The organism is Paenibacillus sp. GD4, assembly GCF_030846225.1.
GTDB classification, from domain to species: Bacteria; Bacillota; Bacilli; order Paenibacillales; family NBRC-103111; genus Paenibacillus_G; species Paenibacillus_G silviterrae.
On the sequence record NZ_JAVCYK010000001.1, the window covers coordinates 3,280,364 to 3,302,831 of the forward strand.

At 53.8% G+C, this 22,468-nt stretch carries 22 protein-coding genes, 2 tRNA genes, 2 rRNA genes and 1 riboswitch; of the genes, 22 read left to right on the forward strand and 4 right to left on the reverse strand.

All coding sequences use genetic code 11. The annotated features are described in order from the left end of the window. Positions 1 to 28 precede the first annotated feature (28 nt). Both RAC89_RS15765 and RAC89_RS15770 read left to right on the forward strand, forming a co-directional pair. On the forward strand, positions 29 to 586 hold the full coding sequence (locus RAC89_RS15765) for an S-layer homology domain-containing protein (RefSeq protein ID WP_306614598.1): 558 nt from the start codon (positions 29 to 31) through the stop codon (positions 584 to 586). Positions 587 to 667: 81 nt separating this feature from the next. Continuing rightward, positions 668 to 1,861 (forward strand): M24 family metallopeptidase, encoded by a 1,194-nt coding sequence (locus tag RAC89_RS15770; protein ID WP_306614599.1) that lies wholly within the window; start codon positions 668 to 670, stop codon positions 1,859 to 1,861. Positions 1,862 to 2,066: 205 nt separating this feature from the next. Here the strand turns inward: RAC89_RS15770 and RAC89_RS15775 are convergent, their stop codons facing one another. Continuing rightward, the gene (locus RAC89_RS15775; RefSeq protein WP_306614600.1) at positions 2,067 to 2,705 is read right to left on the reverse strand and encodes a YfiT family bacillithiol transferase; all 639 of its coding nucleotides are present in this window, start codon (positions 2,703 to 2,705) and stop codon (positions 2,067 to 2,069) included. Between the two features lie 137 nt (positions 2,706 to 2,842). Between RAC89_RS15775 and RAC89_RS15780 the strand changes: the two genes are divergently transcribed. Both RAC89_RS15780 and RAC89_RS15785 read left to right on the forward strand, forming a co-directional pair. Then, positions 2,843 to 3,736, forward strand: a complete 894-nt coding sequence (locus tag RAC89_RS15780; RefSeq protein WP_373430023.1) for a LysR family transcriptional regulator — start codon at positions 2,843 to 2,845, stop codon at positions 3,734 to 3,736. 105 nt (positions 3,737 to 3,841) lie between these two features. Next, positions 3,842 to 4,225 (forward strand): ATPase, encoded by a 384-nt coding sequence (locus tag RAC89_RS15785; RefSeq protein WP_284644262.1) that lies wholly within the window; start codon positions 3,842 to 3,844, stop codon positions 4,223 to 4,225. A gap of 80 nt (positions 4,226 to 4,305) precedes the next feature. Here the strand turns inward: RAC89_RS15785 and RAC89_RS15790 are convergent, their stop codons facing one another. After that, entirely contained in the window at positions 4,306 to 5,364 is a 1,059-nt protein-coding gene (locus RAC89_RS15790) for an EAL domain-containing protein (protein WP_306614602.1), read from the reverse strand. Between the two features lie 138 nt (positions 5,365 to 5,502). On the opposite strand from RAC89_RS15790, the gene gatC reads away from it, so the two are divergent. The 4 genes from gatC (at position 5,503) to RAC89_RS15810 (ending at position 9,351) form a co-directional block, all read left to right on the forward strand. Continuing rightward, the gene (gene gatC / locus RAC89_RS15795; RefSeq protein WP_284644266.1) at positions 5,503 to 5,790 is read left to right on the forward strand and encodes an Asp-tRNA(Asn)/Glu-tRNA(Gln) amidotransferase subunit GatC; all 288 of its coding nucleotides are present in this window, start codon (positions 5,503 to 5,505) and stop codon (positions 5,788 to 5,790) included. A gap of 68 nt (positions 5,791 to 5,858) precedes the next feature. After that, on the forward strand, positions 5,859 to 7,316 hold the full coding sequence (gene gatA, locus RAC89_RS15800) for an Asp-tRNA(Asn)/Glu-tRNA(Gln) amidotransferase subunit GatA (protein WP_306614604.1): 1,458 nt from the start codon (positions 5,859 to 5,861) through the stop codon (positions 7,314 to 7,316). A 20-nt stretch (positions 7,317 to 7,336) separates the two neighbouring features. Beyond that, positions 7,337 to 8,782: an Asp-tRNA(Asn)/Glu-tRNA(Gln) amidotransferase subunit GatB gene (gatB, locus tag RAC89_RS15805; protein ID WP_306614605.1), complete on the forward strand. Its 1,446-nt coding sequence runs from the start codon at positions 7,337 to 7,339 to the stop codon at positions 8,780 to 8,782. Positions 8,783 to 8,871: 89 nt separating this feature from the next. Further along, positions 8,872 to 9,351 carry a GNAT family N-acetyltransferase gene (locus RAC89_RS15810; protein WP_306614606.1) on the forward strand — a complete coding sequence of 160 codons (480 nt, stop codon included), beginning with the start codon at positions 8,872 to 8,874 and terminating at the stop codon, positions 9,349 to 9,351. Here the strand turns inward: RAC89_RS15810 and RAC89_RS15815 are convergent. Beyond that, positions 9,336 to 11,054: a hypothetical protein gene (locus tag RAC89_RS15815; RefSeq protein ID WP_306614607.1), complete on the reverse strand. Its 1,719-nt coding sequence runs from the start codon at positions 11,052 to 11,054 to the stop codon at positions 9,336 to 9,338. The two genes, RAC89_RS15810 and RAC89_RS15815, sit on opposite strands and share 16 nt — an antisense overlap. Positions 11,055 to 11,233: 179 nt before the next feature. On the opposite strand from RAC89_RS15815, the gene RAC89_RS15820 reads away from it, so the two are divergent. The 7 genes from RAC89_RS15820 to RAC89_RS15850 all read left to right on the forward strand — a co-directional run bounded on the left by RAC89_RS15820 (position 11,234) and on the right by RAC89_RS15850 (position 17,320). Beyond that, on the forward strand, positions 11,234 to 11,929 hold the full coding sequence (locus RAC89_RS15820; RefSeq protein ID WP_373430024.1) for an MgtC/SapB family protein: 696 nt from the start codon (positions 11,234 to 11,236) through the stop codon (positions 11,927 to 11,929). Positions 11,930 to 12,021: 92 nt separating this feature from the next. Further along, on the forward strand, positions 12,022 to 12,624 hold the full coding sequence (locus tag RAC89_RS15825; RefSeq protein ID WP_284644276.1) for an RNA polymerase sigma factor: 603 nt from the start codon (positions 12,022 to 12,024) through the stop codon (positions 12,622 to 12,624). After that, the gene (locus RAC89_RS15830) at positions 12,575 to 13,030 is read left to right on the forward strand and encodes an anti-sigma factor (RefSeq protein WP_306614611.1); all 456 of its coding nucleotides are present in this window, start codon (positions 12,575 to 12,577) and stop codon (positions 13,028 to 13,030) included. Before RAC89_RS15825 ends, RAC89_RS15830 begins: the two co-directional genes overlap by 50 nt. A gap of 33 nt (positions 13,031 to 13,063) precedes the next feature. Then, complete coding sequence (locus RAC89_RS15835) at positions 13,064 to 13,696, forward strand: hypothetical protein (RefSeq protein ID WP_306614613.1); 633 nt, start codon at positions 13,064 to 13,066, stop codon at positions 13,694 to 13,696. A 40-nt stretch (positions 13,697 to 13,736) separates the two neighbouring features. Beyond that, entirely contained in the window at positions 13,737 to 14,972 is a 1,236-nt protein-coding gene (locus tag RAC89_RS15840) for a DUF4097 family beta strand repeat-containing protein (RefSeq protein ID WP_306614614.1), read from the forward strand. A gap of 69 nt (positions 14,973 to 15,041) precedes the next feature. After that, positions 15,042 to 15,485 carry a Fur family transcriptional regulator gene (locus tag RAC89_RS15845; RefSeq protein WP_306614615.1) on the forward strand — a complete coding sequence of 148 codons (444 nt, stop codon included), beginning with the start codon at positions 15,042 to 15,044 and terminating at the stop codon, positions 15,483 to 15,485. A gap of 104 nt (positions 15,486 to 15,589) precedes the next feature. Beyond that, on the forward strand, positions 15,590 to 17,320 hold the full coding sequence (locus RAC89_RS15850; protein WP_306614617.1) for a glycosyl hydrolase family 18 protein: 1,731 nt from the start codon (positions 15,590 to 15,592) through the stop codon (positions 17,318 to 17,320). Between the two features lie 50 nt (positions 17,321 to 17,370). On the opposite strand, the gene RAC89_RS15855 is transcribed toward RAC89_RS15850, so the two are convergent. Then, positions 17,371 to 17,730: a DUF2614 family zinc ribbon-containing protein gene (locus RAC89_RS15855; RefSeq protein ID WP_284644288.1), complete on the reverse strand. Its 360-nt coding sequence runs from the start codon at positions 17,728 to 17,730 to the stop codon at positions 17,371 to 17,373. Positions 17,731 to 17,855: 125 nt separating this feature from the next. On the opposite strand from RAC89_RS15855, the gene RAC89_RS15860 reads away from it, so the two are divergent. The 7 genes from RAC89_RS15860 (at position 17,856) to RAC89_RS15890 (ending at position 22,375) form a co-directional block, all read left to right on the forward strand. Beyond that, entirely contained in the window at positions 17,856 to 18,722 is an 867-nt protein-coding gene (locus RAC89_RS15860; RefSeq protein WP_306614619.1) for a nucleotidyltransferase-like protein, read from the forward strand. 34 nt (positions 18,723 to 18,756) lie between these two features. Further along, positions 18,757 to 18,893, forward strand: a riboswitch (TPP riboswitch). Between the two features lie 93 nt (positions 18,894 to 18,986). Next, on the forward strand, positions 18,987 to 19,187 hold the full coding sequence (gene thiS / locus RAC89_RS15865; RefSeq protein ID WP_306614620.1) for a sulfur carrier protein ThiS: 201 nt from the start codon (positions 18,987 to 18,989) through the stop codon (positions 19,185 to 19,187). A gap of 47 nt (positions 19,188 to 19,234) precedes the next feature. Then, the gene (locus tag RAC89_RS15870) at positions 19,235 to 20,008 is read left to right on the forward strand and encodes a thiazole synthase (RefSeq protein ID WP_284644295.1); all 774 of its coding nucleotides are present in this window, start codon (positions 19,235 to 19,237) and stop codon (positions 20,006 to 20,008) included. Between the two features lie 376 nt (positions 20,009 to 20,384). Then, positions 20,385 to 21,919 (forward strand): 16S ribosomal RNA (locus RAC89_RS15875). Between the two features lie 137 nt (positions 21,920 to 22,056). Then, positions 22,057 to 22,173 (forward strand): 5S ribosomal RNA (rrf, locus tag RAC89_RS15880). 31 nt (positions 22,174 to 22,204) lie between these two features. Further along, a tRNA-Ile gene (locus RAC89_RS15885) sits at positions 22,205 to 22,281 on the forward strand. Positions 22,282 to 22,299: 18 nt separating this feature from the next. Continuing rightward, positions 22,300 to 22,375: transfer RNA gene (locus tag RAC89_RS15890), tRNA-Ala, on the forward strand. Positions 22,376 to 22,468: the final 93 nt, after the last annotated feature.

Consider the following 22,468-nt stretch of genomic DNA (forward strand, 5'->3'; position numbering starts at 1 on the left):
AGGAATCGTTATTCGCCGTTCACTAACCATGAGAATGAGTTTATTGGCCGTACTGCTGTTCCTGACCTATACCAAACCGGTCCGAGCAGCTGAAGCCGTATCCCTATTTTCGGATATCAAGGGACACTGGGCCGTTTCCGTAATTCATTCCGCCGTTGCGGCGGGATATGTAGACGGTTACGAGGACGGTACCTTTCGTCCGGAATCCCGGGTCAGCAGGGCCCATTTTACGGTGATGCTGGTGAAAGCCTTGAAGCTGCCGGTCGCCGAAGAAACGTCTGACCGCAGCTGGTACACCCCTTTCGTTCAAACGTCTGTTGATCTTGGCATCATACAGCCGGACGATTTTGCGGAAGAGGGCTGGAATCGGGGCATCCGACGGGCCGAGATGCTGCGCATGACGGCACGCGCAGTGCTCGGAGAAGAAGCGGGCACCACGCTGGAGGAATGGTCCGGTTGGGCTGCTGCGGAAGGACTTTTCAGTGGAGACGAGAAGGGAGAGCTTCATCTGGGAGCCGTAGCCAGCCGGGCAGAGGCCGTCGCATTTCTGGAGCGGGTCAGAAGTCTTTACGGCATAGGAGCGTAAGCAAGTATGCCCCTTTGCAAAATCGTCCGACAGCAAGTATTGTAATAACATTACCTACTTGTCTTCGGAGGGTGCCCGTTCATGTTGACTAACAACCAGCTTTCACAAGATGAATTGCTCGGCCGAATTGGCCGTCTGCAGAAGCGATTGCAGCAGGAAGGAGTTTCCGGCTGTATCGTCACGCAGAACGTCGATTTGTATTATTTCACAGGCACCATGCAAACGGGATATTTGGTCATCCCGTCTGAGGGCATGCCTCGAATGTTTGTACGCCGCAGCTTTATCCGTGCCCGCGAGGAGGCGGCGGTTCCTGTAGAACCGATGGGCTCCTTCCGTGATTTGGGGAAGCGTATTGCGGAGCTGCTGCCCTTGAAGCCGCTGTCCGTAGCGCTGGAGTTCGACGTGATGCCTGTGCAGCTCTATAACCGGCTTCAGGGAATTCTTCCTCATGTAGAATGGAAGGACGGCTCCTCCTGGATTCGCGAAACGCGCATGATCAAGTCGGCCTATGAGCTTTCCCGGATCCGCGAGGCTGCGCGGATTACCGATGAGGCCTTCGAGGCAGCTCTTGCCCAGCTGCACCCCGGTATGACGGAGCTTGAGCTCATCGCCCGCATCGAGTACGATATGCGGCGCCAAGGCCATGCCGGAGTGATGCGTATGCGCGGATATAACCAGGAGGTTATTACCGGGATGGTCGGAGCGGGGGAGGCGGCAGCCGTCCCTACGTATTTTGACGGTCCGGCAGGCGGCTTAGGTCTAAGTCCGGCTGCACCGCAGAGCGTCAGCCGCCGGCAGATCCGCGAGCATGAGCCGATTCTGATCGATATCGGCTGCTGTATCGACGGTTATGTCATCGACCAGACCCGAACCGTTGTCATCGGCACGCTGCCTGATGACCTACAGCGTGCGTACGAAACGGCGGAAGCCATCCTCCGACGCACGGAGGAGCAGCTGCGGCCCGGAACGGTATGCGAGCAGCTCTATATGAGCTCGCTGCAGCAAGCACATGCTTCTGGGCTCAGCGATCATTACATGGGCTTCGGAGCGGACCAGGTCAAGTTCCTCGGTCATGGCATCGGCTTGGAGGTAGACGAGCTTCCCGTCCTCGCGAAGGGCTTCAGCTACCCTCTTCAGACCGGAATGGTAATTGCCATTGAACCGAAATTTACCTTTCCCGGCCTCGGTGTCGTCGGGATAGAAAACAGCTACGCCATTACGGACGAAGGCTTTGAGAAGCTGACGATTTCCCGCGAGGGAGTCATCCGTCTGTAAATTTAAGGTCCCGCGTGAAGAGGGGAGAATGCGCCTTTTGGCACTTATCCCTTCTGCTCAGGTACGGATGCTGCCGACGAGCAACTTATACCGGGCGGCAGCTGCAACTGAGTGAAGGGGATAAGGCCCAAAGGAATAACGAGCACCCGTATTCTCAAAGATGGCCAACCGGTGCTTGCTTCATATCCACCATCATAGGCGCACGTTATTTTCCTCCCGCCCCAGCCGCCAACCGGATATGCTCCAGATGATGCTGCCCGTGCCAAGCATACATCGCCGCATTTTCGTACAAGCGGATCTCGCCGCTTTCGGGATGCACGAACGACCGCTGCCATTGTTCCGTACTCAGCGAACGAAGCAATACGACCCAGCGCGCATGCAGCTGCTCGATCAGCAGCAGCGATCCCGCCACAGGGAGCGTGCTCGTATCGCTCAGGAGCGCCCAGCGGTCCTCGGCATACGGCTTAATGACGGGACGCTCCTCGGTCAGCGCCAGCTTCATTCGGATGAAGCTGTTCATGTGGCTGTCCGCCAAGTGATGCACTACCTGCCTCGCTGTCCAGCCGCCGGGACGGTACCGCCGGCCAAGAGCCTCGTCGTCCATTTGATCCACCAAGCCTCGAAGCAGCGAAGGGAATGCCTCCAACGAACGAACCGCCTCTTCCGTCCGCAACGGGTCCCAGCTCTTAGGCTTCACAAACCGACCTATCGGGTATTGCAACGACTCGTCGGATAGAACCCTACCCCCTGCCTCTTCGTTCTCATAGCTGATCTCCAGCACGAGCTCCACCTCGCGCCTCTGCTCCGCCATTCGCTGCTCTAAGTCAAAATGATTCGGTAACATCCGATATCCCCCCGTATAGAAATATATGGTTGCCGCTGTTGTTAGCTTTACTGTATCATGAGGTTAAGCATCGGAGTTAGCTATACATTTCGATGCAATCGATCGAAAAAAACGATGCAAGGAAATCAGGTGAGACGATGGATTTGACTTATTTGCAAACGTTCCGGGAGGTAGCCAAGTGGGGAAGCTTTACGAAAGCCGCTGAAGAACTGGGCTATGCCCAATCCAGTGTAACGGCGCAAATTCAGAAGATAGAGAAGGTATACGGTGCCGCTTTATTTGAACGCTTCGGCCGCAAAATGCGGCTCACCCACGCAGGGGAAGAGCTGCTCCGGTATACTCATCAAATGCTTCGATTGTATGACGAATCGAAAGAGGTCGTCTCAAGCCAAATGTCGGGCAACATCGTGATCGGAACCATCGAGACGATGGCCGCCTTCTTTCTCCCGCCGCTGCTGCAGCAATTTCGCTCGTCGCATCCTCATGTCAATGTGATTCTGCAGCAGGGAAGAGAGGCGCATATTATCGAGGCGGTACGAGAAGGGGAATACGACTTCGGCCTTGTCCTGGATCTGCCCTTCTCGGACCCGGAGCTGGATACGCTGGCGATCAGGGAAGAGCCGCTGGTCTTCATTGCCTCTCCTGAGCACCCCCTCCATCAAGGCTGTAAGAGCAGAGGAATTCAGGCGCTGGATGGGCATTCCCTCATCGTGACGGAGCTTGGATGCACCTACCGAGCCATGCTGGAGCGGGGGCTGAAGGAGCAGCAGGTAGCCTATCAGCTCGCCTATGAGCTGGGAAGTATTGAAGCTATCAAGCAATGCTTGATCTATGGACTCGGTGTAGGACTGCTGCCCAGAATCGCCGTGAACAGCGAGATCGAACAGGGTAAGCTTATTGCGCTGCCGATTCAGCTGCCGGGTCCGCCTTTTTACACTCAGCTGATCACCCATAAGAAGAAATGGATGTCATCCCTGCTGAACGATTTCATAGAGCTTTTGAGGGATAAGCCGGCGGGGCGAACCTTGTAGAGACAAGTAGTCTAGCATTGCTTACCCTGTGAAGAAATGATAAAATTAATAGAATTCATCCTTATACGGTAGCTACCTTTTGGTTTGCATAGAGGGGGAACTTGCATGCTGCGCTTAGGGCAAAAGGTTTACATCATATCCGATACGTTTGAGCAAAATTTGCCGGTCGGCGAATATGGATATATCATCGCGTATGACAGAAATGCGGATAACGTGTTCGACTATGTCGTGCGGGTGCCGAAGGTGAATAAGCATTTTTATATGCCTGCGGAGGATGTAGAGATTGAGGAAGTGCTGGTTCAGCAGGAGGTCGACCGCTTGGAGCGGGAGGCTTTGATCGATTTTGCGCTGGCCACGAGAAATGAAGAGCTGTTCAACCGGATCATGAAGGGCGATCAGGAGGAGCAGGCATCCGATGCGGATTCGAACAAGGAAGTTCAAACGCAAGAGGATTTTATCAAAACCATCAACCTGAAGGCTTGGATCTGATCGCGGATTCAGGTCTTTTTTCTTTATCCGCCGCCCAAACGAAAGAAAAGCCCGAACCTGATAAGGTACGGACGCTTCTCTTAGATCGTTATTTGCTCCGGGTCCATCCGCTTCGGTGCGGGCTTGCCTAACAAATAACCCTGAGCCAGATCGACGCCAAGATCCTTGCAGAACTGCCACTCTTCTTTACGCTCCATGCCCTCGGCCAAGACCACGGCACCGTAAGAATCGGCTGTACGTAAAATTTCTGTAATTTTCCGCTGCTTCGCCTCATCCTCGTCACAGCGGTCCACCAGGCCGCGGTCGATTTTTACGAAATCCGGCTTGAGCTCGGACAGCACATCGACGGTGGAGAAGCCGGAGCCGACGTCGTCCAGCGCCACCTTAATCCCATGCTGACGATACACGGCAAAAATGTTTTTCAAATGGTCGATATCCTCAATCTTCTCCGTTTCCACGACTTCAAAGACGAAATCGCCCGGGTCCAGAGAGAAGCGGTTGATCGCTTGAAAGGTATGGCTCAAGCAATAATTCGGATTATAGATGGAGGATGGCAAAAAATTAACGAATCGCTTATAACCCTTCGGCAAATGTAAGGCGCTGACCTGTATGGCGGAGATGCGAGCAGACCGGTCGAGAAAGGAATGAAGTCCCGTTTGCTGAGCGACAGAGAACAGCTCGAAGGGACGAAACGCGGGTCCTCCCTCGGCCGCCCGGAGAAGAAACTCATACGCGACCACCTGCTGTGTGGCCATATCGACGATCGGCTGCATATGGCTGGTGAATCGGCCTTCGAGGATTAAGCTCACGATGTTGCTCTGCTGCATCCGGGTGTTAAACTGCCGGAAGGTGAGCGAGTGGCCGTGAATCCATTCCGGTCTGCCTGGCTCCCGGATATCGAGGAGCAGTGACTCCTGTTCCTCCTCACTGAGCCTTGACTGTAATACGTTAAGCACCTGCAGAAGCTGGTCCTTGGTGCGGTAGCCCAAAGAAAACCGGCTGTCCTTATGTTCGAGTTCCAGTTGTTCCTGCACGCGAAGCGTATGCAGCTTCTCGAGCGCAGCAGGTTGATTTGCTTGAAACAACAGCCATCCCTCATCCTGAATCGGGGCCATGCTGCTGCAATTCGGACAGCTCATGTGGCAAACCTCCTTTTTAGGCTCCAGGATCTAGGCCAATTATACCAGATGACAACTTTTCATCCCAGCGATTGAGTTCAATTTGCAACTAAGCTATAATGAAAAGAATGATTTTTTGAAGACAGTGGGGTGCAGAGCATGAGTATTACGATCAAGGATGTTGAGCATGTTGCCGCATTGGCCCGTTTGGAGCTGAGCGAGCAGGAGAAGGAGCAGTTCACCGAACAGCTCAATGCTATTCTCAAGTACGCGGAGCAGCTGGAAAAGCTGGATACGGAGGGTGTTGAGCCGACCAGTCACGCGATGCCGCTTGTCAATGTCATGCGGGAGGACGAATCCCGTCCGTCTTATCCGATTGAGAAGGTTTTGAAGAATGCCCCGGATGAAGAGGATGGGCAGTTCAAGGTACCGGCCGTATTGGAGTAGGAGATTCGCTAGAGTGAAAGTGAAGGGTGCTGCGGCACCGTTTGTATACTGAAGGGAGGACGCGGCTCGTGTCTCTGTTTGATTTACGACTGCAGGAAGTACATAACAAGCTTCATAGCAAGGAAATTACCGTTACCGATCTGGTAGACGAGGTTTATAAGAGAATTGCCGCGGTTGACGGCAAGGTGAAGGCATTCTTGGCGCTGGATGAAGAAAATGCGAGAAATACGGCGGCTGCGCTGGACAAGCAGCTCGGAACGGACCAATCGCGCGGTCTGCTGTTCGGCCTGCCGATCGGCATTAAGGACAACATCGTAACGGAAGGCGTTACGACGACCTGTGCGAGCCAATTTCTGCGCAACCACAATCCGATTTACGATGCGACGGTGGTCAAGAAGCTGAAGGACGCCCAAGCAGTGTCTGTAGGCAAGCTGAATATGGATGAGTTCGCGATGGGCGGCTCCAATGAGAACTCAAGCTTCCATCCGACCTATAATCCATGGAATCTTGAGCATGTGCCGGGCGGCTCCAGCGGCGGTTCGGCAGCGGCGGTTGCGGCCGGGGAGGTTTTCTTCACCCTGGGCTCGGACACGGGCGGCTCGATTCGCCAGCCTGCAGCTTACTGCGGCGTGGTGGGCTTGAAGCCGACCTACGGCCTGGTATCCCGGTTCGGCTTGGTGGCCTTTGCGTCCTCCTTGGACCAGATCGGTCCGATCACGAAGAATGTAGAGGACTCGGCGTATTTGCTTCAGGCGATTGCCGGACATGACCCTCAGGATTCGACTTCGCTCAACGTGGAGATTCCCGACTACCTGAGTGCGTTGACAGGCAATGTGCAAGGACTGCGCATAGCGCTGCCGAAGGAATACCTTGGCGAAGGCATTGATCCGAAGGTGAAGGATGCCGTGCTGACGGCATTGAAGGTGCTGGAGGGACAAGGCGCGATCGTGGAGGAAGTGTCGCTTCCGCATTCCGAATATGCCGTGGCGACTTACTATCTGCTTGCTTCCTCGGAAGCATCGTCTAACCTGGCGCGCTTTGACGGCGTACGCTACGGCGTCCGTGCGGAGAATCCGAAGAATCTGCTTGATCTATACCTGAAGTCCCGCAGCGAAGGCTTCGGACCGGAAGTGAAACGCCGCATCATGCTGGGAACCTATGCGCTTTCCTCCGGTTACTATGACGCTTACTATTTGAAGGCGCAGAAGGTTCGGACGCTCATTAAGCAGGATTTTGATAAGGTGTTTGAAAATTATGACGTCGTCATCGGCCCGACAACTCCGACGCCGGCCTTCCGGATCGGTGCCCAAGTGAACGATCCGCTGACGATGTATTTGAACGATATCGTGACGATTCCTGTGAATTTGGCGGGAGTACCGGCCATCAGCGTGCCTTGCGGCTTTGCAGACGGCATGCCGGTCGGGCTGCAGATCATCGGCAAGCCGCTTGATGAAATGACTGTGCTTCGCGTAGCACATGCTTTCGAACAGAGCACGGAACATCATAAGCAGCGGCCCCAGCTTTAGAAGGAAGGAGGAGCTAAGACATGCAAGCAACCGATAAAAAATACGAAACGGTCATCGGACTGGAAGTACACGTGGAGCTGCACACGAACTCGAAAATTTTCTGCGGATGTAAGGCTTCCTTCGGCGCATCGCCGAATACCCATACGTGCCCGGTTTGTTTGGGCCATCCCGGCGTGCTGCCGGTATTGAACAAGCAAGCTGTGGAATACGCCATGAAGGCGGCTATGGCCTTGAATTGTCAGGTCGCTGCGGAGACCAAGTTTGACCGCAAAAACTACTTTTATCCGGATTCCCCGAAGGCCTATCAGATCTCGCAATACGATAAGCCGGTCGGAGAGCACGGCTGGATCGATATTGAAGTGAACGGCGAAACGAAGCGCATCGGAATTACCCGTGTACATCTTGAGGAAGATGCGGGTAAGCTGACCCACGTGGATGGCGGCTACGCTTCTTTGGTCGACTTGAACCGCTGCGGCACGCCGCTTATTGAGATCGTATCCGAGCCGGATCTTCGTTCCCCGGAGGAGGCACGCGCTTATCTGGAGAAGCTGAGAGCCATTATGCTGTATTGCGATGTTTCCGATGTGAAGATGGAGGAGGGCTCGCTTCGCTGCGACGCCAACATCAGCCTGCGCCCTTACGGCCAGCAGGAGTTCGGCACGAAGGCCGAGCTGAAGAACATGAACTCGTTCCGCGGCGTTCAGCGCGGCTTGGAATATGAGGAATGGCGTCAAGCCGATGTGCTGGACAGCGGCGGCAAGGTCGTGCAGGAGACACGCCGCTGGGATGAGGCTCAAGGCAAGACGCTGTCGATGCGGAGCAAGGAGCAGGCTCATGACTACCGCTACTTCCCGGACCCGGATCTTGTGAAGCTGCATATTGACGAGGATTGGAAGGCGCGTGTGCGTGCTTCGATTCCTGAGCTTCCGGATGCGCGGAAGAGCCGCTATGTCAGTGAATACGGTCTGCCTAGCTATGATGCGGAGGTTATTACGTCCTCCATGAAGGTAGCCGATTTCTTCGAGGAAAGCTTGAATTATACGAAGGACGCGAAGGCTGTCGCGAACTGGATCATGGGCGATCTGCTCGGATACCTGAATGCAAACAATCTGGAGCTTTCCGACGTGAAGATCACTGGCCAAGGGCTTGGGGAAATGATCGGTCTCATGGAGAAAGGCACCATCAGCAGCAAAATCGCAAAGACCGTGTTCAAGTCGATGCTGGAGACAGGCAAGGCTCCGCAGCAGATCGTCGAGGAGCAAGGACTCGTGCAGATCAGCGATGAAGGTGCCATCAAGGCAGTGGTAGAGCAGGTGGTAGCGAATAATCCTCAGTCCGTAGCTGACTTTAAGGCAGGGAAGGACAAGGCGATCGGCTTCCTGGTCGGACAAGTCATGAAGGAAACGAAGGGGAAAGCAAACCCCGGATTAGTAAACAAATTAATTGTTGAGGTTCTTAACAGTTAATGGAATGAAGAAAGTGGTATATCTCAATCAGCTGCAGAAGGCCGATTGCACGATATACCACTTTTTTGCAAAACGGGAGGTGGGTTTCAGTGATTGAAGAGTTTGACTTGAACGATATGAAGCTAGTACTGGAAGTGCTTCTGCTGCAGCAAACCGCTTATCGGATAGAGGCGGAGCTCATCGGCTTGGAGGAGGTCCCGCCGCTCTTGGATTCACCGCAAACGTTGAAGGATTCCGGGGAGACCTTCTTTGTATACCGGTCCGGTGAGAGAATCGCCGGCGCGGCCTCCTGCAAGCAAACCGCCAAGGAGCTGCTGATCTGTCGGATGATGGTGCATCCCGAATGCTTCCGTCAAGGCATTGCCGACGCACTGTTAACGCATATGGAACGTCTGGCTGTTCCCGGCATGAAGCTTAAAGTCACTACAGGCACGAGAAATCTGCCGGCGATGCAGCTTTATGCGAAGCACGGCTTCGAGCCGGAGCAGCAGCTTCTGCTGGCTCCCGGCGTAACGTTAACCGTGTTGGCGAAATACAGCGGCTCCTCGCCCCGTCATGAAATCGGGTAATCGTCCCAAGTAATGGGAGCTCCATTGATGCTTCGGAGCAGCTCCGCGCCGCCGCCTGGCGCAGCGGGCTCTCCCGCTTGGGGACGTCCATTCATCGTTAGCTCCAGCCGATCGCCGCGTTTGGTTTCGTAGAGTACCTTCGTGCCGTGCTCGCTGATCTCCCACACCGGCTTTTTACGACCGGCTGCTTCCCGGAAGCTTGCCGCATCCGCTGCGCCGAGCGCCGCTGCATCCTCAGCGCTCCATACCTCTACGACAACTGCGTTGCGGCCTTCCAACACGGAGGAGGTCAGCCGGATGCGGTCACCCAATTCTTCCGCCTGAAGGGTACCAAGCAAATGAACGGCTGCAAACACTTCGGAGCCCAGTCTTCCATAAGCGCTGCTTCCGTCGAAGCTCCATTCGCCCTTAGGCAGTACGCCGACGAGCTCGTTTGCCGCATCGGCAGCCTCCTCCGGCAGCACCCAAAGCTGCATCGCCGTGTCCTTATGCAGCAGCACCTCCCCGTACGGGCTGGCATGCCGGTCGTCCCCCGCCTTATACTTCTTCCCCGGGTGGAAGAAGTAGAGGCGATTGACGCCCTGCGCGGCTGCTCCCGACGTCAAGGGCAGCGACACCTCCCAGCGCAGCTGCTCGTTGTCGAATTCCTCGCGGCGCTCCCACACGCCGCCTGCGGCAAACCCCGGCGCCACGTACGCGTACGTGTGCGCCACAGCCTCCGCTTCGCCGCCATAGCCGGCGAAACCGATGCGGCGCTTCACCTCGCGGGGCTCGGCTGGCGCAGCCGCGCGCTCACGCACCGCCTCCGGCACTTCGTAGCCGTACAGCGCCGCGCCTTCGACGCGCGGGAACACGTTCGGCTCCCCGAAGTCGCCGAACTGGATCCAATCGTGCAGCGTGTTCGTGTCCTTCGGCACGTCGTGCGGCCAGTTGCGGGACAGCGCCCCGACCCAGGAGCCCTTCAGGTAGTAGTCGGCGCGGATCCCCCACAACAGGCCGAGCAGCTCCTCCGCCAAATTCCTGGCCGCTGCCTGCTCCACAACCTCCCAGACACAGGTGAACGCCTGGATCCAGTGCCAGTGCCACGGCAGCGCTCCGTACTCCTTAAACCCGTGCTTCCGCACGTGTTCAAGGAGCCCTGTCGCGCAGCGCAGACCTTCCTCCATCAGGGCCTCGTCGGCAAACTGATGGCCAAGCAGCAGCTTCAGCGCCGTGTGCTTCGCTTCATGATGGTTCACCGCCGCCAGCGGGTGGCGGTACACGCTGCTTTGATACATATGTAAGATCGCCATACTCATCTCGCTCTTTAAGCCCACGGGCAGCGCCGCACCGTACTTCTCGTAGAAGAAGATCAGCAGACAGCCCATCAGCTCTACAGGCAGGGGATGGGGCTTCGCCGCGGCAGGATCCGTTCCAAGGCCCAGCGGCCAATGGCCGTACATGCTGCTGGCCGAATCCTGATCCTGCAGTGCAATCACCCTCTCCAGCATCGTCACGGCCAGCGCCTCTCCCCGCTGGCGCCGTTCTTCACTCCACGCGGGAGCGCCCGCCGCACAGTAGCCAAACAAATGAACAGCCAAATAAAAGTTATCCCGCAGATCCGCATGGAACCAAAAGCCGCTGGCTTGTACAGGCAGCTCCAGGGCATGCTCGGCCACACGCTGCAGCACCGTTTGTCTTCTCGCAAGCACTTCTTTATTCAAAACCAACACATCCCCATCAACATAATTGAAACGTTTCATTATAAGTCCAGTCTACCTTGACCGGCCGGAATGTCAATCCCTTTCCGGTATCGGATGCGGCGATCTTACTGAAAATAACCATAGAATCTTAAGGGAATCATGTTACAATGTTTACACTTACTCACTGCAAGGAGGCGAGGATCATGGATCCATGGACAATTGATACGCTTCACATCACAATGCGCCTTATTATGGCGGTAGCATTAGGCGGTCTGATCGGCTTTGAACGGGAGACGAGCAGCCATGCGGCCGGCTTCCGCACCCATATTCTGGTATGTCTCGGCTCTACCTTAATCATGCTTTTATCGATGTACGGCTTTTCCGCCTTCGCCTACCTGGATAACGTTCGCCTGGACCCTGCAAGACTTGCGGCTCAAGTTATCAGCGGTATCGGTTTTCTTGGAGCGGGAACCATCATGTTCACCGGTAAAAGCATAACGGGCCTGACGACAGCCGCCTCGTTATGGGTGGTTGCCGCCATGGGTCTCGCCATCGGCGCCGGCTTCTATTACGCGGCAGCGGTTACTTGTCTGCTCGCTTTCATGTGCCTTTGGGGACTTAACCACGTCGAGAAAAAATATTTTCGCGCCAAGCAAGCCAGGCAGCTGACGCTTGAGACGTTGGACCGGCCCGGCATCCTGACCGCGGTATCCTCCCTGCTGACCACACAAGGCCATGATATTCGCAGAGTGTCTGTAGAAGAAACGCCGGTAACGGACGGTCCCAGCCGGATGACGATTCATCTGACCGTTCGGCTGGCGAAGAATAATAAGCTGACGCCGGCCATTGATGCGCTGAAGCAGCAAGAGGGTGTTTTCTCCGTAACCTGCGAATAAATTATTTTTTGCAGAATTTGAAGGGGTTATCGCCAAAGCTGCGTCTAATGAATTGTAACAGCGAATCAAGAAGGAAGGGCGGTGTAAGCAGGATGGAACAAATGACGGATGAGCAGCTCATCAACCGGATCCGTCAGGGCGAGGATGAAGCCTATCGCATCATTGTAGAGCGGCACAAAAACTATATCTACACCCTCATCTTCCGCATGGTTCCCCATCCGCAAACCGCCGAGGATTTAACTCAGGATGTATTTCTTAAGCTGTACCGCTCCTTGGAGCTGTACCGGGGTGAAGCCAAATTCACTACGTGGCTGTACCGGCTGACGACCAATCTGGTAACGGATCATCTCCGCGCGCAGCGGCGCAAGCCGTATGAAGCGATACTCGATAAGGTGAAGAACTGGTTCGGAGACCGCAAGGAGGAGCCGGAGGCCGCTACGCTTCGTAGGGAGGAGCAGCGGACCATGCAGCAGCTGCTCTCCGAGCTGCCTGAGAAGTATAAGCTGATCATGTATCTGTATCATTACAAGCAGCTATCGTATCAGGAAATATCGGAGGTGACCGACCTGCCGATCAAAACCATCGAAACCAGGCTGTATCGCGGCAAAACCTTGCTCAAAGACAAATGGCTGGAGGTGAGCGGGCATGAGCATCATGCACCCGGACGATCAAGAGCTGCAACGATATCTAAATAGAAGCTGCACCGAGCTCGAGGCCAAGCGGACCTCGCGCCATTTGAAGCAATGTCCGCGCTGCCGCAAGCGCCTCACCGACTATGCCGACCTCGAAGCGGAGCTGAGTGAGCTTCCGCTGATTACAGCGCCGGACCGTCTGACCGAGAGAATCATGCATCAAATTCATGCCAAGCCTTGGGAACGGGAGGACTCCACTATGGAATTACCGCCCAGTCCGACGGGACGGTGGCGGCCTGAATTAATGAACGGACTGATCGCTACGGCGGCAACCTTCTTCCTTATCCTTACGGGCATTCCCGGCAAGCTGATGCAGCTGAGTCCGAGCCAGCTGGAAAGCAGTGTAGAGGCTACCGTTGCCCAGCTGACGCAATTCGTCGAAATATTTTCCCGCGGAATGCTCACATAATCATCATCGTACTAGAAATGGAGGTTTCCAGCTATGAATGACCAACCGCAGCAAGACCCGAAGCGAACGGAGGATCAGGAGGACCTGTTTCTTAAAGAGCGGCTGGAGCGCTGGGGGGGCGGCCCGAGGCAGGAATCGTTCGACCCGTTCTACCGCAGCTCGGTCAAGAACAAATGGATTGCAGGATTACTGTCCTTTCTCGTTCCCGGCACGGGTCAATTATATTTGGGACTTATGCACCGCGGCATGACCATTATGGTGCTGCTCATTCTGAACATCTTCGCCATTGTGGCCTTTGCTACGAACGGAGCGACCAACATACCGCTTATCGTCCTGTTTTCCCTGTTTATACCGGTCATTTATTTCTTTAACATCTTCGATGCCCTGCAGCAGACAGACAAGGTCAACGGGCTTGGCTACGGCACCGGTTCTACGGACTCTCTTCTGACGGAAGACGATCACTGGTCCCATAAGCGTCATCGCCGCATTCATGGCAAGGCGAGCTTCGGCTACATGCTGATTCTTGTAGGTATCGTTCTGTTTTTAACCAGCAGCAAGCCCGACTGGATGTTCCGCATCTTTGATTTGCTGGGCTCCTCCATCGGCGCCATCGTTCTTATTTTGATCGGGGTGTATATGTTTTTCCGTGAGTCTACTAAGAAATAGCCGATAACATTAGTTTTTTTAAAAAAGGAAGTGTCAAAACATGCACAGAGCAGGCCGGTATACCGCGGCTCTCCTGTTGATCGCAGTCGGGGGAGCCGTTATCGCGGATAAGCTGTCGGGAACGAAGCTGACCGCGCTGTTAATCGAATGGTGGCCGCTGTTGTTTATCTCCTTGGGCCTAGAGTATCTCTTCTATAATATGAAATACAAGGAAAGCGAGAAGGCGCTGATGCTGGATCTCGGCGGCGTTATTTTTGCCGTGGTCATCTCGGCCGCGGTGCTCGTCGCGACCCAATCGGAATCCGTTTTTAAAAATTTCACGCTGGATAACCCGTTCGGTGCCTTCGGTGAAGGCCAAAGGTTCGAGAAGGGGACGACTGCCATCCCGCTTGCAGCAGGGGTGGACCAGGTACGGATAGAAAATACCAACGGTACTGTCACCATGCAATCAGGCAATGTTGATCAGGTGCAGGTCGAGCTGATCGTCTACGTGAACTTGAATGATGAGGTCGAAGCGGCCCGTGTTGCGGAGGAATCCCGTATCGAGCATGCCAGCTCGGGAAATAAGCTTACCTTGACGGCAGCTGGCAAGGAATACAGCGGGAGCTTCGTAGGCAGACAGAAGCCGCGCATGGATATGGTCGTCACGCTGCCTGAGAAGCAGAAGGTGGATGTCGATCTCCAGCTGACCAACGGCAAAATCATCGCAGGGCGTTTGCCTATTAAGCAGCAGTTTACAGCCCAGTCTACCAATGGAGAGCTGCTCGTTAACGATCTGGAAGGCAATCTCTCGCTGAAAACGACGAACGGCTCCATTATGACGAAAAACACTGCCGGAGCCTCCTCCGTTCTTCAATCGACGAACGGAAAGGTGGAGGTGCAAGGTCATAAAGGCGATGCCAAGGTGAAAACGACGAACGGCAGGGTCGTCGTGAAGGACGTAACCGGCTCGATTGATGCGTCTACGAACAATGGAAGCGTAGAAGTGGATGGTGCGCCGAAGGCATTAAAGGCCAAGTCGACAAACGGATCGGTTGAAATCGCAAGCCGTACGGTTGGCGGTGATTGGGACGTAGAGACATCCCACGGCAAGATTGAATTGGAGCTTCCATCCAAGGGTGATTATCAAGTAAAGGGAGAGGGAGGAGGGGGAAGCGTCAAGAGCGAGCTGCCGCTTTCCGTTCATGAAAAGACCGTGAGCGGCGCTATCGGAAGCGGCCAATATAAGATCCGGGTAGAGACGAACGGTTCCATTGCCATCAAGTCCGTTGATTGACAAAGCCGCCGGCCTCTGCGTACAATAAAGTGAAGCTCAACGTGACGCAGACAAGGCGGTGAACTCTGGATGAATCGATTGGATGAAGCGCTCGACAAGCTCAAGTCGAACGGTGTACGAATGACGCCGCAGCGGCATGCCATTTTGGCCTTTTTGCTGGACACGATGACCCACCCGACGGCTGATGAAATCTATAAGGCGCTTTCGCCGCGGTTCCCCAGCATGAGTGTAGCCACCGTGTATAATAACCTTAAGGTATTCCTTGAGGCAGGATTGGTTCGGGAGATGACCTACGGAGATCATTCCAGCCGGTTCGATGCCGATCTTTCCGATCATTATCATGCATTGTGCGAGCAATGCGGCAAGCTGGTCGATTTTGCCTATGACCCGCTGGATGATATGGAGAAGGCGGCAAGCAAGCAGACGGGCTTCAAGATTAAGAGTCATCGGGTCGAGGTTTACGGCGTTTGCCCAGGCTGTGCGAGCGTGCCGGTCGGTTCCAGCATCCGTTAATATGCCAGCCTCACGGATTTATTGTATAATGGACGTGTTGCATTTGCCTGACGAGGGGATGCAGCCCGTCCTTTTTATTTTAACTAAGCTACAGGAGTGACTACATGGAGATCATCAACACGCCAAGAAAGCGCAAGCCACGAGCCGGAGCCGTCTTGATGCTTCTCCTGGCCGTCGTATGCGGGTTGGCGCTTGGCACTTATTTATGGCACGAATACGTTCCTAATTGGAGACATGAAGCCCCTGATTTCAACGGGAATCCGAAGCCGGTCCTTTATGAAGGAGAAATGCTGGACCTTCCGGCGATCGGCAAGAAGGACAGCCTCAAGCTTCCCTATGAAATGGTTAAGGAGCAGCTTGATCCGACGATGGCGCGTGAGGACAAAACGAACTCGGTTATCATTACGACCACGGATAAGGTCATCAGGCTGCAGACAAGCCAATTAACCGCGTTGATTAATGAGAAGCCGTTTCAATTAAAATTCCCGCTGGAGAAAATAGGTGACCGTTTTTATTTGCCCATGGAGCCGCTAAAAATGCTATACCGTATTGAGCTTAGGGAGTCGCAGGAGACAGGGGCTGTCATTCTGGTCAAGGAAGGCGATACCATTCGCTGGGCTAAGATCAGGACGGTGCCTGATAAGCCGGAGAAGAAGCTGGCTATGCGTAAGGATCCGACGATCAAGGCGCCGATCCTGGCAGATCTGGTTCAAGGCGAAGAGGTCATGGTCTGGGGCGAGGAGGGGGAATGGGCGAAGATTCTCCTGAAGAACGGATATACAGGTTATATGAAGCAATCGGATCTGACGGAGCTTAGAGAAGAGGTCATTCCGAAGCAAGAGCCGGCGGCAAGCCCGATTCAGTGGAAGCCCCCGGGCGGCAAAATCAACTTAACCTGGGAGCAGGTCGTCGAGAAAAACCCGGACACCGCTAAGATTTCCGCAATGCCCGGTCTGAACGTCGTCAGCCCGACCTGGTTTCACTTGGCGGACGGTCAAGGCAATTTGAAGAACCTGGCCAGCGCCGCTTATGTCAAATGGGCGCATGAACGCGGCTACCAGGTGTGGGGGCTGTTCAGCAACGGTTTCGAGCCGAAACAAACGACGGAGGCTCTGTCCACCTACGATAAGCGGATGAACATGATCAAACAGCTGCTCAGCTTTGCTCAGATGTATAAGCTCGACGGCATTAACATTGACTTCGAGAATGTGTATACCGCAGATAAGCAGAACCTGACGCAATTCGTGCGGGAAATGACGCCGCTTCTGCATGAGCAGGGCTTAGTCGTTTCAATCGACGTTACGCCGAAATCCGGGACAGAGATGTGGTCGCTTTTCTACGACCGCCCTGCCCTCGCCCAAACGGTCGATTATATGATGGTAATGGCCTATGACGAGCATTGGGCGAGCAGCCCGAAGGCAGGCTCGGTCGCATCTCTCCCTTGGGTGGAGAAAACGGTGCAGGTACTGCTGCAGGAGGAGAAGGTTCCTGCTTCCAAGCTGGTGCTCGGGATTCCGTTCTACACCCGTTTATGGACCGAAGAGATGAAGGATGGCAAGACGAAAGTCTCCTCCCGGGCGATTTTTATGGATACGTCCAAACGAATTATGAAGGAAAAAGGCTTAACCCCGGAGTTTTCGAAGGAAACCGGACAAAACTACGTGGAATACACCGAAGACGGAAAGCTGCAGCGGATTTGGCTGGAGGATGAAACGTCCGTGAAGTCCCGTCTGGAGCTAGTGAACAAATATGACCTTGCCGGCATCGCCTCTTGGCGGCGCGGCTATGAAAGTCCTGAGCTTTGGGAGTTTATCCGCACTCATCTTATACCTTAAATAAAAAAACTGGCTCCTTTGCTGACAAAGGGCCAGTTTTTTTGTGCAGCCTACTTCCCGGCTGGGGTTTGTTCCCCTGACGGAGGAGCGTGCTTCGGGTCCAGGGAAAGAATCGTTTTGCAATACATGCAGCGATCGGTTTTGCCCAGCATTTTCGTGGGCTTGCCGCATTCCGGGCAATCCACTACGGTTGCACTGGTCGACATCATCCCTGCTGCGAAATACACCGCCATACTAGCCAGCATGGCTATGGCTCCGATCAGCATACAGATGACGGCAATAATTCTGCCTGCGGTTCCCCAATCAAAAACGATTCCGGCAAGGCCGAGAATCATGAGCAGCATGCCGCCCATTGTCAGCAGTAATCCCCATAACCGGAATTCATTGACTTTACTGGATCTGAGTATCATGTCGGGCCTTCTTTCGTGTAAAAGAATTGTATGATTTGTCACAGAATGATGCAGGAAACCGGTGTCCGAATGTAGAAATAAATAACCTAAAAAGAGATGTGTAACGGTCATGGGGGGCCAGTAGGATGATTATAATGAAGCAGCAATGGATAGCAAGGTTTCGGGAGAGTGAATCAGTTATCGGGGTTATCGCGGTAGAAAACCCTTCTTCTTACTCGGCAGTCACCGACGGGTTTGATTTGCTGCTGCTGGTTATATCCCAAGACCCGGCTCGTACACATCAACAGTACCATTATAGTAAAGAGGGGCGCCGTATACAAGAACGTTGGATGAGCCCGGAAGAGCTGGATGAATTCATTTTACATGGAGAGCATCGCAATATCATTTATTGGATCTTAAAAGGAGAGATACTTTTGGATCGGGATATGTATTTGGAGGGCTTGAGACATCGCGTGCTTGAGTTTCCTGTAGAGCTTAGGGAACACAAGCTGCTTATCGAGTTTTCCAAGTTTTTGCGAAGCTACCTGCAAACGAAGGAATATATATCGGAAAAGCATGATCTTGATGCTTATCATAATATTTTCGAAGCGCTGCATCATTGGGCGCGAATTGTCATCATTGAGGCGGGCTATCACCCTGAAGTTACCGTATGGCGTCAAATTAAAAGCATCAATCCCGGTGTCTACAAGCTGTATGAAGAGCTGATGCAAAGCAGCGAAACCGTTGAGCAGAGGGTCCAACTAGTTCTTCTCGCTTGTGAATTTTCCGTAATGTCCAAGATGGAGCGCTGCTGCAAGCTGCTGATTGAGGTGCTGGGCAGCAGGGAGGTTGCCTGGAGTCTTGAAGAACTGCAGCATCTGCCTAAGTTGTCGGATGTGCGCACAGAGCTGCCGTTGCTCTTGAATAAGCTGGTGACGAAGGCACTTGCTCGGGAAGTCGCTTATGTGATTGAAGATGATTTAAGCGTCTTGGAATTAAGATATACTCTATAATTCATTACCAGCTTATGATATGATATTAGTAATCGAATACCACTAGGGGAGCCCTTGCATGCGGGGCTGAGAGTAAGAAGCGACATTCTTTGACCCTTGGAACCTGATACGGCCTGCCTGTAAGGCGGGGCACTGGGTGATGCCAGCGTAGGGAAGTGGACTTATTTTGCGGATACGAGATGCTCTGCAGCGTAGAACCCAAGAAGTCAGCCCTAGCCGGCTGGCTTTTTTTATGCTTGTAGAGACCTTTAGGGAGGTGGCACGATGCAGCTGACAGTGAATGGGGATATTCGTGAGGTAACGGACGTAACTAACGTTTTGGATTTGTTAAAGGCTTTTAAATTAGATCAGAAGATCCTTGTGGTAGAACTCAACCGGACGATTATTGACCGGGAGCGGTACGAGGAGACCGCTTTGAAGGACGGAGATCGGATTGAAATTGTTCACTTTGTAGGCGGGGGTTGATAAGCCCGTCCATCTATACTTTACTATTCCAGGAGGTGCGGCTTTTTATGAGCGGCGTGTTGAAAATTGGTCCTTATGAGTTCAAGTCAAGACTTTTGTTAGGTACGGGGAAGTTTACCGACCTTGGAATTCAATCGGAGGCTGTTAAGGCTTCGGAGGCGGATGTACTTACGTTTGCTATCCGACGTTTGCCGATTGATAATCCGGATGCGCCGAATTTTCTTGAGACCTTGGATCTTAAGAAGTTCACGCTGCTTCCGAATACGGCAGGGGCTTATACGGTAGAGGAAGCGGTCCGCATAGCTAGACTTGCCAAGGCAACAGGACTTTGCGACATGATCAAGGTAGAGGTCATTGGCGATCCAAGAACCCTTCTTCCCGATCCTGTGGGAACGCTTGAGGCGACGAAAATCCTGGTAGACGAAGGCTTCATCGTACTTCCTTATACATCGGACGATCCGATCCTTGCACGTAAGCTGCAGGAGGCGGGAGCGGCTGCTGTGATGCCTGGTGCATCTCCGATTGGTTCCGGTCAAGGAATTGTGAACCAAGGGAACCTGCGATTCATTATCGAAGAAGCGAAGGTTCCTATTATTGTTGATGCCGGTATCGGTGGTCCTGCGGATGCAGCCTTGGCTATGGAGCTCGGAGCGGACGGTGTGCTGTTGAATACGGCTGTTGCCGGTGCGAAGGATCCGGTTTTGATGGCAGAGGCCTTTAAGCTGGCCGTGGAAGCAGGACGGAAGGGTTTCCTTGCGGGACGTATACCTAAGAAGCGCTATGCCTCTGCGAGCAGCCCTGAGGAAGGTATGATCGAATAGAGGACCAAAAGAAGAGCAGGGGCGAGGTTGTATGCTCTTGCTCTTCTTCTCAATATGGCTCGAAATATTAGGCTTGACTTAAGCTTTGCCTATGTGATAAATTATTCTTCGTCGTTAAGGCGACTCGTCCGATTGAGGTAGGGTTGAATGAAACGAAATCCCGAGTGTTAAAAAGAATTAAAAAAAACACTTGCAATCAGATAGGCGAATGTGGTATATTAAAAAAGTCGCCGCTGAAAACGACGACAACAAACGACAAGGTTACAGAGTTTGACTTTGTCCGACATTGCCCTTTGAAAACTGAACAACGAGAGAGTGAAAATAAAACGAATCTTCGGATTCGTGCTAGCTTTGAACATGAGCAAGTCAAACTACTTTATTGGAGAGTTTGATCCTGGCTCAGGACGAACGCTGGCGGCGTGCCTAATACATGCAAGTCGAGCGAGGGTCTTCGGACCCTAGCGGCGGACGGGTGAGTAACACGTAGGCAACCTGCCTGTAAGACCGGGATAACTACCGGAAACGGTAGCTAAGACCGGATAGATGGCTTCTTCGCATGGAGGAGCTTGGAAACACGGCGCAAGCTGTGGCTTACAGATGGGCCTGCGGCGCATTAGCTAGTTGGTGAGGTAACGGCTCACCAAGGCGACGATGCGTAGCCGACCTGAGAGGGTGATCGGCCACACTGGGACTGAGACACGGCCCAGACTCCTACGGGAGGCAGCAGTAGGGAATCTTCCGCAATGGACGAAAGTCTGACGGAGCAACGCCGCGTGAGTGATGAAGGTTTTCGGATCGTAAAGCTCTGTTGCCAGGGAAGAACGTTCCGGGGAGTAACTGCCCTGGAAATGACGGTACCTGAGAAGAAAGCCCCGGCTAACTACGTGCCAGCAGCCGCGGTAATACGTAGGGGGCAAGCGTTGTCCGGAATTATTGGGCGTAAAGCGCGCGCAGGCGGTCTTTTAAGTTTGGTGTTTAAGCCCAGGGCTCAACCCTGGTTCGCACTGAAAACTGGGAGACTTGAGTGCAGGAGAGGAAAGTGGAATTCCACGTGTAGCGGTGAAATGCGTAGAGATGTGGAGGAACACCAGTGGCGAAGGCGACTTTCTGGACTGTAACTGACGCTGAGGCGCGAAAGCGTGGGGAGCAAACAGGATTAGATACCCTGGTAGTCCACGCCGTAAACGATGAGTGCTAGGTGTTAGGGGTTTCGATACCCTTGGTGCCGAAGTAAACACAGTAAGCACTCCGCCTGGGGAGTACGCTCGCAAGAGTGAAACTCAAAGGAATTGACGGGGACCCGCACAAGCAGTGGAGTATGTGGTTTAATTCGAAGCAACGCGAAGAACCTTACCAGGTCTTGACATCCCTCTGAATGTCCTAGAGATAGGGCAGGCCTTCGGGACAGAGGAGACAGGTGGTGCATGGTTGTCGTCAGCTCGTGTCGTGAGATGTTGGGTTAAGTCCCGCAACGAGCGCAACCCTTGATTTCAGTTGCCAGCATTGAGTTGGGCACTCTGAAGTGACTGCCGGTGACAAACCGGAGGAAGGTGGGGATGACGTCAAATCATCATGCCCCTTATGACCTGGGCTACACACGTACTACAATGGCCGGTACAACGGGCAGCGAAGGAGCGATCCGGAGCGAATCCTTAGAAGCCGGTCTCAGTTCGGATTGCAGGCTGCAACTCGCCTGCATGAAGTCGGAATTGCTAGTAATCGCGGATCAGCATGCCGCGGTGAATACGTTCCCGGGTCTTGTACACACCGCCCGTCACACCACGAGAGTTTACAACACCCGAAGTCGGTGGGGTAACCGCAAGGAGCCAGCCGCCGAAGGTGGGGTAGATGATTGGGGTGAAGTCGTAACAAGGTAGCCGTATCGGAAGGTGCGGCTGGATCACCTCCTTTCTATGGAGTCCATGATGGCTGCAGGCCATCGGACATAATAGCTGACAACTGACATCGTTCCGCGATGTAACAGTTGCAGCGAGCTCACTCTCCTCGTTGTTCAGTTTTGAAAGGTGCAATGCCTTTCAAGTAAATCGTTTGGTGATGATGGCGGAAGGGAACCACGCGTACCCATACCGAACACGACCGTTAAGCCTTCCAGCGTCGATGGTACTTGGACCGAAGGGTCCTGGGAGAGTAGAACGTCGCCAAGCGATTCCACTTTGGTGGATCATATAGTAATATGGGCCCTTAGCTCAGCTGGTTAGAGCGCACCCCTGATAAGGGTGAGGTCGGTGGTTCGAGTCCACTAGGGCCCACCATAAACTTAATACTTTCTTGGGGCCATAGCTCAGCTGGGAGAGCGCCTGCCTTGCAAGCAGGAGGTCAGCGGTTCGATCCCGCTTGGCTCCACCATAACCTACCACTTGATACTTCGGTAGCAGCGTGGTAAGATGTTTTTCCGCTTGTTCCTTGAAAACTGGATATCGAAACAAAGCAAAATGTCGA

Coding starts and splice junctions, on each gene's coding strand:
- RAC89_RS15840 (WP_306614614.1), top strand. CDS start 13,737: ATGCACAGAGCAGGCCGGTATACCGCGGCTCTCCTGTTGATCGCAGTC.
- RAC89_RS15830 (WP_306614611.1), top strand. CDS start 12,575: ATGAGCATCATGCACCCGGACGATCAAGAGCTGCAACGATATCTAAAT.
- RAC89_RS15845 (WP_306614615.1), top strand. CDS start 15,042: ATGAATCGATTGGATGAAGCGCTCGACAAGCTCAAGTCGAACGGTGTA.
- gatC (WP_284644266.1), top strand. CDS start 5,503: ATGAGTATTACGATCAAGGATGTTGAGCATGTTGCCGCATTGGCCCGT.
- RAC89_RS15785 (WP_284644262.1), top strand. CDS start 3,842: ATGCTGCGCTTAGGGCAAAAGGTTTACATCATATCCGATACGTTTGAG.
- RAC89_RS15790 (WP_306614602.1), bottom strand. CDS start 5,364: ATGAGCTGTCCGAATTGCAGCAGCATGGCCCCGATTCAGGATGAGGGA.
- RAC89_RS15870 (WP_284644295.1), top strand. CDS start 19,235: ATGAGCGGCGTGTTGAAAATTGGTCCTTATGAGTTCAAGTCAAGACTT.
- RAC89_RS15850 (WP_306614617.1), top strand. CDS start 15,590: ATGGAGATCATCAACACGCCAAGAAAGCGCAAGCCACGAGCCGGAGCC.
- RAC89_RS15825 (WP_284644276.1), top strand. CDS start 12,022: ATGGAACAAATGACGGATGAGCAGCTCATCAACCGGATCCGTCAGGGC.
- RAC89_RS15765 (WP_306614598.1), top strand. CDS start 29: ATGAGAATGAGTTTATTGGCCGTACTGCTGTTCCTGACCTATACCAAA.
- RAC89_RS15860 (WP_306614619.1), top strand. CDS start 17,856: ATGATTATAATGAAGCAGCAATGGATAGCAAGGTTTCGGGAGAGTGAA.
- gatB (WP_306614605.1), top strand. CDS start 7,337: ATGCAAGCAACCGATAAAAAATACGAAACGGTCATCGGACTGGAAGTA.
- RAC89_RS15780 (WP_373430023.1), top strand. CDS start 2,843: ATGGATTTGACTTATTTGCAAACGTTCCGGGAGGTAGCCAAGTGGGGA.
- RAC89_RS15835 (WP_306614613.1), top strand. CDS start 13,064: ATGAATGACCAACCGCAGCAAGACCCGAAGCGAACGGAGGATCAGGAG.
- RAC89_RS15770 (WP_306614599.1), top strand. CDS start 668: ATGTTGACTAACAACCAGCTTTCACAAGATGAATTGCTCGGCCGAATT.
- thiS (WP_306614620.1), top strand. CDS start 18,987: ATGCAGCTGACAGTGAATGGGGATATTCGTGAGGTAACGGACGTAACT.
- RAC89_RS15775 (WP_306614600.1), bottom strand. CDS start 2,705: ATGTTACCGAATCATTTTGACTTAGAGCAGCGAATGGCGGAGCAGAGG.
- RAC89_RS15855 (WP_284644288.1), bottom strand. CDS start 17,730: ATGATACTCAGATCCAGTAAAGTCAATGAATTCCGGTTATGGGGATTA.